This window comes from Nitrososphaera sp. (assembly GCF_050748925.1).
In the GTDB taxonomy this organism is placed as follows: Archaea; Thermoproteota; Nitrososphaeria; order Nitrososphaerales; family Nitrososphaeraceae; genus Nitrososphaera.
This window is the reverse complement of record NZ_JBOGQF010000099.1, coordinates 1-6802: the sequence shown is the minus strand read 5'-3', so window position 1 is coordinate 6802 and position 6802 is coordinate 1. Positions and strand designations below refer to the sequence as shown.

At 55.3% G+C, this 6802-nt stretch carries 9 protein-coding genes; 6 read left to right on the top strand and 3 right to left on the bottom strand.

Annotation, left to right across the window (positions count from 1 at the left end; genetic code table 11):
- Positions 1 to 1121: aconitase family protein (locus ACREAY_RS08700; protein WP_431755379.1), on the top strand; the 1121-nt coding region annotated here is incomplete at its 5' end.
- Between the two features lies 1 nt (position 1122).
- Here ACREAY_RS08700 and ACREAY_RS08695 read toward each other — a convergent pair.
- The gene (locus ACREAY_RS08695) at positions 1123 to 1488 is read right to left on the bottom strand and encodes a hypothetical protein (RefSeq protein ID WP_431755378.1); all 366 of its coding nucleotides are present in this window, start codon (positions 1486 to 1488) and stop codon (positions 1123 to 1125) included.
- Positions 1489 to 1588: 100 nt separating this feature from the next.
- Here ACREAY_RS08695 and ACREAY_RS08690 point away from each other — a divergent pair, with 100 nt between their 5' ends.
- From ACREAY_RS08690 to ACREAY_RS08680, 3 genes are read left to right on the top strand one after another with little or no spacing between them, the layout of a single operon-like run.
- Complete coding sequence (locus tag ACREAY_RS08690) at positions 1589 to 1720, top strand: hypothetical protein (RefSeq protein ID WP_431755377.1); 132 nt, start codon at positions 1589 to 1591, stop codon at positions 1718 to 1720.
- 42 nt (positions 1721 to 1762) lie between these two features.
- Positions 1763 to 3709: a 2-oxoacid:ferredoxin oxidoreductase subunit alpha gene (locus ACREAY_RS08685; protein WP_431755376.1), complete on the top strand. Its 1947-nt coding sequence runs from the start codon at positions 1763 to 1765 to the stop codon at positions 3707 to 3709.
- Positions 3699 to 4664 carry a 2-oxoacid:ferredoxin oxidoreductase subunit beta gene (locus ACREAY_RS08680; RefSeq protein ID WP_431755375.1) on the top strand — a complete coding sequence of 322 codons (966 nt, stop codon included), beginning with the start codon at positions 3699 to 3701 and terminating at the stop codon, positions 4662 to 4664. Before ACREAY_RS08685 ends, ACREAY_RS08680 begins: the two co-directional genes overlap by 11 nt.
- On the opposite strand, the gene ACREAY_RS08675 is transcribed toward ACREAY_RS08680, so the two are convergent.
- On the bottom strand, positions 4661 to 4783 hold the full coding sequence (locus tag ACREAY_RS08675; RefSeq protein ID WP_431755374.1) for a hypothetical protein: 123 nt from the start codon (positions 4781 to 4783) through the stop codon (positions 4661 to 4663). The two genes, ACREAY_RS08680 and ACREAY_RS08675, sit on opposite strands and share 4 nt — an antisense overlap.
- Positions 4770 to 5384, bottom strand: coding sequence for a ZIP family metal transporter (locus tag ACREAY_RS08670; RefSeq protein WP_431755373.1), 615 nt, complete (start codon positions 5382 to 5384; stop codon positions 4770 to 4772). The genes ACREAY_RS08675 and ACREAY_RS08670 overlap by 14 nt, the downstream gene beginning before the upstream one ends.
- Positions 5385 to 5485: 101 nt before the next feature.
- On the opposite strand from ACREAY_RS08670, the gene ACREAY_RS08665 reads away from it, so the two are divergent.
- The gene (locus tag ACREAY_RS08665; protein ID WP_431755372.1) at positions 5486 to 5725 is read left to right on the top strand and encodes a ChaB family protein; all 240 of its coding nucleotides are present in this window, start codon (positions 5486 to 5488) and stop codon (positions 5723 to 5725) included.
- Between the two features lie 156 nt (positions 5726 to 5881).
- A complete protein-coding gene (locus ACREAY_RS08660) occupies positions 5882 to 6340 on the top strand; it encodes a hypothetical protein (RefSeq protein WP_431755371.1) in 459 nt (152 codons plus the stop codon).
- The last annotated feature ends 462 nt before the right edge of the window (positions 6341 to 6802 follow it).

Sequence of the window (6802 nt, the reverse complement as noted above, 5' to 3'; positions counted from 1 at the left end):
GGGTAAAGACCAGGGTGTCGCTGCAGGTGACGCCCGGCTCTGAAATGATCCGCGCCACGATAGAGCGCGACGGCCAGATGCAGGTGCTAAAGGAGATCGGCGCAAACGTGCTTGCAAACGCCTGCGGCCCGTGCATAGGCCAGTGGAGCCGGCCGGAGCTGAAAAAGGGCGAGCCCAACACCATCATCACTTCGTACAACCGCAACTTTCCCGGCAGAAACGACGGCCGGCGCGAGACTATGAACTTTATCGGGAGCCCAGAACTCGTCATTGCGATGGCGCTCGGCGGCCGGCTTTCGTTCAACCCGCTGACTGACGAGCTGGAGGCGCCTGATGGCTCCCGGTTCCGGCTAAAGGCGCCGGGGCAGGCGCCGGAGGTGCCCAAGGGGGGCTTTGTCGCGGCCATAGATGCTTACATCGGCCCGGCGGCAGACCCCGACTCTATAGAAATCGTCATCGACCCCCAGAGCGACAGGCTGCAGAAGCTAGAGCCGTTTGCGCGCTGGGACGGGCAGGACCTCAAAGAGATGCCGGTGCTTGCCAAGACCAAGGGCAAGACGACTACCGATCACATTTCGCCGGCAGGCGCGTGGCTCACGTACAGGGGCCACCTTGACCGGATAAGCGACAACCTCCTCCTCGGGGCAACTAATGCCTACACCGGGCAGGTAGGCTCGGGCAAGAACCAGCTAAATGCGCGGGTGGACTCGTTCCCCAAGGTCGCAAGGGACTACAAGGCGCACGGCCTGAAATGGGCCATTGTAGGCGACAGCAACTATGGCGAGGGTTCCAGCCGCGAGCACGCCGCCATGACCCCTCGCTACCTCGGCTGCGTGGCGGTCATTGCTAGGAGCTTTGCAAGGATACACGAGACGAACCTGAAAAAGCAGGGTGTCCTTGCGCTCACGTTTGCAAACGCCGCAGACTATGACCGGGTGCTTGAAGACGACCGGATCTCTGTCGTGGGTCTTGAAGAGATGCAGGCAGGCAAGCCGTTAAAATGCATTCTGCACCACGCAAGCGGCGAGGCCGAGGAGATATCGCTAAAGCACTCGTACAACGCACCACAGATCGAGTGGTTCAAGGCGGGATCCGCGCTCAACCTTTTGCGCAGCCCCTAGCCTATAGCGGCGTCAGAGAGTCTACGTGTATTGCCGCGATTGTGTCGTACCTGTCTTTCTCAAAGGGCCCTGCAGTGCCGTAGGCGAGCGTGCCCGAAAGGCGGACATGAACTGAAGACGCCGGAATTTCGCCAAATCGTTCAATGTTACTTATGGCAAAGTGCTTTCCGTCCTCGCCCCTGAATCCTATTGCACATTCCTTCGTTTCTGCCCCTCCAAAAATACCTTGTTTGTGGGGGAGACAGACTACCCAGCCCGTCATACCCACTTCTTTGCAGTCCTGCATTCTGTAAGGGATGTCTGCAAACAAGAGTGCCACAATGATAAAGGCCGCGCCTGCGGCAGCCGAAATGTACCAGATTATCACGCGGTGTGATTGTCATAGACAATACTTTAGCTTTCACCCAAACTCGTTCTCTGTGCGTTTTTAACAAAGTATAATAACTTTGCAAGCGGCAAGAAAAGAGATGGCAAGCGAAGAGGTTGCGATGTGCGACAACTGCGGCAACCAAATCGAGTCGTGCATGTGCGTCTGCCCGTACTGTGGCAAAAAGGACGCCTGCGAATGCTGCCTTTACGACGCGGTTACCGGCGGCTGATTTTGTAAAGTATTAAAAGTAAGAAATTGCAAGTTGTCTTGCTTGATAACAAACTCACTCAACTGGGTCATTGGCGGCGCGCAAGGCAGCGGCGTCGACTCTGCCGCAAACATTTTCTCACGCGCCTGCGCCCTCGGAGGGCTCCACATCTTTGGCAAGCGCGAATACTACTCTAACATCAAAGGCGAGCACAGCTACTTTACCGTGCGCGTGTCAGAGCGGCCGATCCGGTCGCCTCTTGAAGAGCTCAACGTCCTCGTCTCGTTTGACGCCGAGACGGTCCTGCGCCACTTTGACGAAGTCGCCAAGGGGGGCGCCATAATCTACAACTCAGATTCCGTTGAAACAAAGCTGGAAGAGGTGCCAACAATCGACGACTATGCGGCCGAGCGCATAAAAAAGACGCTGGAAAAGGCCGGCCTCGGGACGGCGGTCAGGGACGCACTGGAATTTGCAAAAGGGCGGGGCATCGCGCTATATGCGATACCGTATTTCAAGGTCCTTGAAGATTTTGCGCAAAAGATGAAGGACCCGTCGCTTAGCAAGCTTGCGCGCATGACAAACGTGATGGCGCTCTCTACGTCTATGGCGCTCCTGGAATTCAACCCCGACATCCTTGCCAAGGCGATAAAGCACATCTTTCGCGCCAAAGAGCGCGTTGCAGAGCTGAACGTCAAGGCGCAATACCACATGTACGAATACGCAAAGAGCAACTTTGCCCTTGACGGCTTTAACTACCGGCTGGTGACAAGGCCGGTGCAGCCCGGCACGCTGGCAATGCAGGGCAACCAGTCGTCTGCTATGGGCAAGATGGTGGCAGGCTGCAGGTTCCAGACCTACTACCCTATCACGCCGGCGACAGACGACAGTGAGCTCTTAGAGTCAAACGAGATACTGGACCTCTATGACTCTGGCAAAAAAGGCTCTACGGTGGTCGTGCAGACAGAGGACGAAATCGCAGCTATAACAATGGCGATAGGGGGCGCGCTTACTGGCGCAAGGTCAGCGACGGCGACGTCGGGCCCCGGGTTTTCGCTGATGGCAGAGGCCCTCGGGTGGGCGGGAATAAACGAGGTTCCCGTTGTCGTCTCGCTGTATCAGCGCACAGGGCCTTCCACCGGCCTGCCGACCCGCCACGAGCAGGGCGACCTGCTTTTTGCAATCAACGCCGGTCACGGCGAGTTCCCTAGAATAGTGTTTGCGTCCGGCGATATCGAGGAGAGTTTCTACGACACCGTCAAGGTCTTCAACTATGCCGACAAGTACCAGATGCCTGTCATCCACATGCTTGACAAGTTAATAGCCAACAGCGTCATTACCTGCCCTGTCTTTGACCCTGCAAGGGTGAAGATAGAGCGCGGGCTGGTTGCGACCAAGATAACCGAAGAAGACAAGGGCGCGGCGGACAATTACCTGCGCTTCAAGCTCTCTGACAACCCCATCAGCCCGAGGATCCCGCTTGGCACGGAAAACGCAATATTTTGGAACACCGGTGACGAGCATACGGAAGAAGGCCACATCACCGAGGATCCCGACCTGCGCATACGCATGATGGACAAGAGGATGAACAAGCTCGACGTCGCCCTTGCCGAGATCCCTGACGAGGACAAGGCCGCCCTGCACGGCGACCCTGACGCACAAGTGGCGATAGTGAGCTGGGGCTCTACAAAAGGCGTCATACTGGACGCGGTTGAAAAATTATCAGGCGAAGGCGTAAAGGTGAAATTCATACAGCTGCGGCTGTTGCACCCGTTCCCTGCGGCGCTTGTCGAAAAGATGCTCGCAAACGCAAAGACGGTGATAGACATCGAGATGAACCACACCTCGCAGCTCGCCTCGCTCCTGCGCCAGCACACCGGCAGGCAGGCCGATAATCTGATAGTAAAGTACAATGGCCGGCCGATGACTCTCGAGGAGGTTTATAACGCAGTGATGAGAATAATTGGCGGCAAGGCTCCAAGGAGACAGGTGTTGAAAAGTGGCTCTTAAACTGGCAGATTTCAAGACAGACGTCCACAACGACTGGTGCGCGGGATGCGGCGACTTTGGCATACTTAACGCCATCCAGATGGCGCTGGCCGACATGCAGGTGCCAAAGCACAGGACCACTATATTTTCCGGCATCGGCTGCTCTGGCAAGACGCCCCACTTCATCAAGACCTACGGCATCCACACATTGCACGGACGCGTCCTGCCGTTTGCGCAGGGCGCAAAGCTTGCAAACCCTGACCTTGAGGTGCTCGCAGTCGGGGGCGACGGCGACGGCCTCGGCATTGGCGCCGGCCATTTCGTCAGCGCAGGCAGGCGCAACGTCGACATGGTCTACATCATATTCAACAACGCCGTCTACGGGCTGACAAAGGGGCAGGCTTCGCCAACGCTAAAGCTGGGCATGAAGACCAAGTCATTGCCGCAGCCAAACGTCAACAACTCTGTAAACCCAATCGCGCTTGCGCTCGTGTCGGGATTCACGTTCCTTGCGCGGGGCTATTCGTACGACGTGCGTCAGCTCAAGGACCTGATAAAAAAGGGAATCGAGCACAAGGGCCTCGCGTTCATTGACGTCCTGCAGCCGTGCCCCACGTACAACGACATCAACACAAAAGAGTGGTTCCAGGGCAACGACAACATCGACCCCGCCACCAACAAGGTGATGCCGCGCATCTACAAGCTAGACGACATCGGCTACGACGGCATCGTGCGCGACGAGTCGCAGATAACGGGCAAGATGGCCGGCGCGCTTGAAAAGTCAAGCGAGTGGGGGAGCAAGATACCGACCGGGATATTCTACCAGAACGAGCTGATGCCGACGTACCAGGAGCGCATCAGCGCGAGGATTCCCAACTATGTTGAAGAACCGCCTGCGGGCCAGAAAATAGCTGACGGCGAGGGCAAAACCGTGACCAACATCGAGCGGCTGTTGAGCGAGCACCGCGTTGACTAGCCAACCTGCCCGATCAGCCTTATTATTGAAAACCCGACGATGAACCCGATGACCGCGCCAAAGGTCGGGGCGAACTTTTTCTCCTTATGGGCCTTTGGGATCATGTCATAAAATAGCATGTAAAATATTCCGCCGGCCGCTACTGCAAGCGTCACGGCTATCACTGTCTTCATTCACTGGAAAAAGAACAGCCCAAGCAGGCCGAGGAAGATGGGGATTACAGAGACGGCCCCTATCGCCGCCAGCGCCTTTTTCTTGCTGCCTGCAAATGCCGATTTTTTTGCCAGACGTCAGCTCCCTAAACGACGCAATTCCTTCCGGCACGTTTTGTATCCCGATGAGGATTGCGACCGCAAGCGCGGCGCCGCTTGCTATCGACGCGCCCACCGCGAGAGACTCGGGGATGGAGTCAAGGCCTATGCCGAGCATGATGCCCGCCTCCCCGCCCTTGCGTTCTGCAATCATGTCTGCGACAGAAAACGCTATCGAACCGCCCACGAATCCCGCGAGCATTGGGTAAACGCCCAGCTCTTTTTCAGCCTCTATGACCATCTGGAACACCGCGGCTGCCATTAGCACGCCGGCGCCAAATGCTGTGAGGAACAACATGTGTGGATCTGGAAATTTTATGTACCTGCCGAGCAGGCCGCCGAGGAAGGACGTTCCGCCTGCAACGGCCGTTATTGCGACCACGCGCAGGACGTCAAAAACCTCTACCACGGCACAAGTAATTGCACCTTAAAACCATAAAGGGTTTCCAAGCTTTACGTACGGCAATCCCTGGTGATCGTCTTTAATATTATTTTGACTCGCCGTACTATATGCCACGAGGCAAGCTGTCTGAAAGGATGAAAAAGCAGATAGACGAACTGCCACAACACGGCCAGCACATTTTCAAAAAGGCCCGCGAAAGCGCGCTAAAGCAGTACAAGGATCCGGCCAAGAGGCGCAGCAAGAGCGACAAGCCGGAAGAAGTAGCGCACAAGGTCGCGTGGAGCGCGGTCAAGAAAAAGTACAAGAAAAGCGGTGAAAAGTGGATAAGCAAGAAAAGGACGAAATAACGGGCCCGGAGGGTCTTGAGCCTCCAGAGGTGAATTAGTACTGCCCTTCGACAATAATCTAAATTATGCAATCAAGTATTCTTCTCACTCGTTTGACTCAATCTAGATACTTTATTAGCTAACTTTACTCTCTCCAACAATGAAGTGCATGGAGCAATGAAGCCTGCTGCTGGTAAGGGGAGGGGGCACCCTCCACTCGGTGAATTAGAAGAGCGGATTATCCGGATTCTTAGGGATGGACCTCACACTACTAGGAGCATTTCGGAGAAAATAGCGATGGAGGAGAACCATTTGTCTAGCCGGAAGCAGTTGCTCGTGCAGCCTTATTGGGTCATTCTGGGAAAGACAAGGAGGAAGGTCCTAGGCGCGCTACATCGACTGGAGGCAAAGAATCGCTTGGTAAGAAGAGATGTCAATGCTGGCTTCAGTTCGGAAGTAAACCTGCAGACCCTGTTGTGGAGGCTTGCAACCGTCAAGGAGCAGAAAAGCGGTGTCATTGACAAGGGATACTCAAAGAGAATCAGAGGAAAGGTATGGGAGCAGGTTCAGGGTAGCCTGCAGAGCCTTGAACGCTCTCATATGATTATGAAACAAGAAGTCCAATCAGGGCTGTAATGGCCACAATGATGCGTGGCTAATCTTCTCCATTCCGCGCGATTACCTCACAACCTACTTCTCAGTGCATTGATACTTGGTTCTCAATAAGGCGCTGTAGGGCCTCCTAGGGAAATTCTTAGATATGCACAAGGACTTTGAACGCCATACACAAGAAGGAAAACCGAAACCGACGAGACGATTTTTGCAAATATCCACCAACTCACTTGGTCAACTCCAGCCCCGGTACCGCCTGACAATTATCAGGGCTGTTCTAGTCTGTGCTGGCGTTTTTCGGGGGGGCCCGGGATGGTAGAACTGCATGTTCCCATGGAGTTCCTAGAGTTGAGCAACGGAGCCACGGCTACCTTTCGTGTTGTCAGTTACGAGCTTGACAATTCCACGGTCGAGCCATGAAAGAACTCCAAGTATGCCGAGAAAGAATTGCCGCTATTCGCCAGAGGACCCGCAGCGGGTCTACGG

Coding starts and splice junctions, on each gene's coding strand:
- ACREAY_RS08675 (WP_431755374.1), bottom strand. CDS start 4,783: ATGCTATTTTATGACATGATCCCAAAGGCCCATAAGGAGAAAAAGTTC.
- ACREAY_RS08665 (WP_431755372.1), top strand. CDS start 5,486: ATGCCACGAGGCAAGCTGTCTGAAAGGATGAAAAAGCAGATAGACGAA.
- ACREAY_RS08660 (WP_431755371.1), top strand. CDS start 5,882: ATGAAGCCTGCTGCTGGTAAGGGGAGGGGGCACCCTCCACTCGGTGAA.
- ACREAY_RS08690 (WP_431755377.1), top strand. CDS start 1,589: ATGGCAAGCGAAGAGGTTGCGATGTGCGACAACTGCGGCAACCAAATC.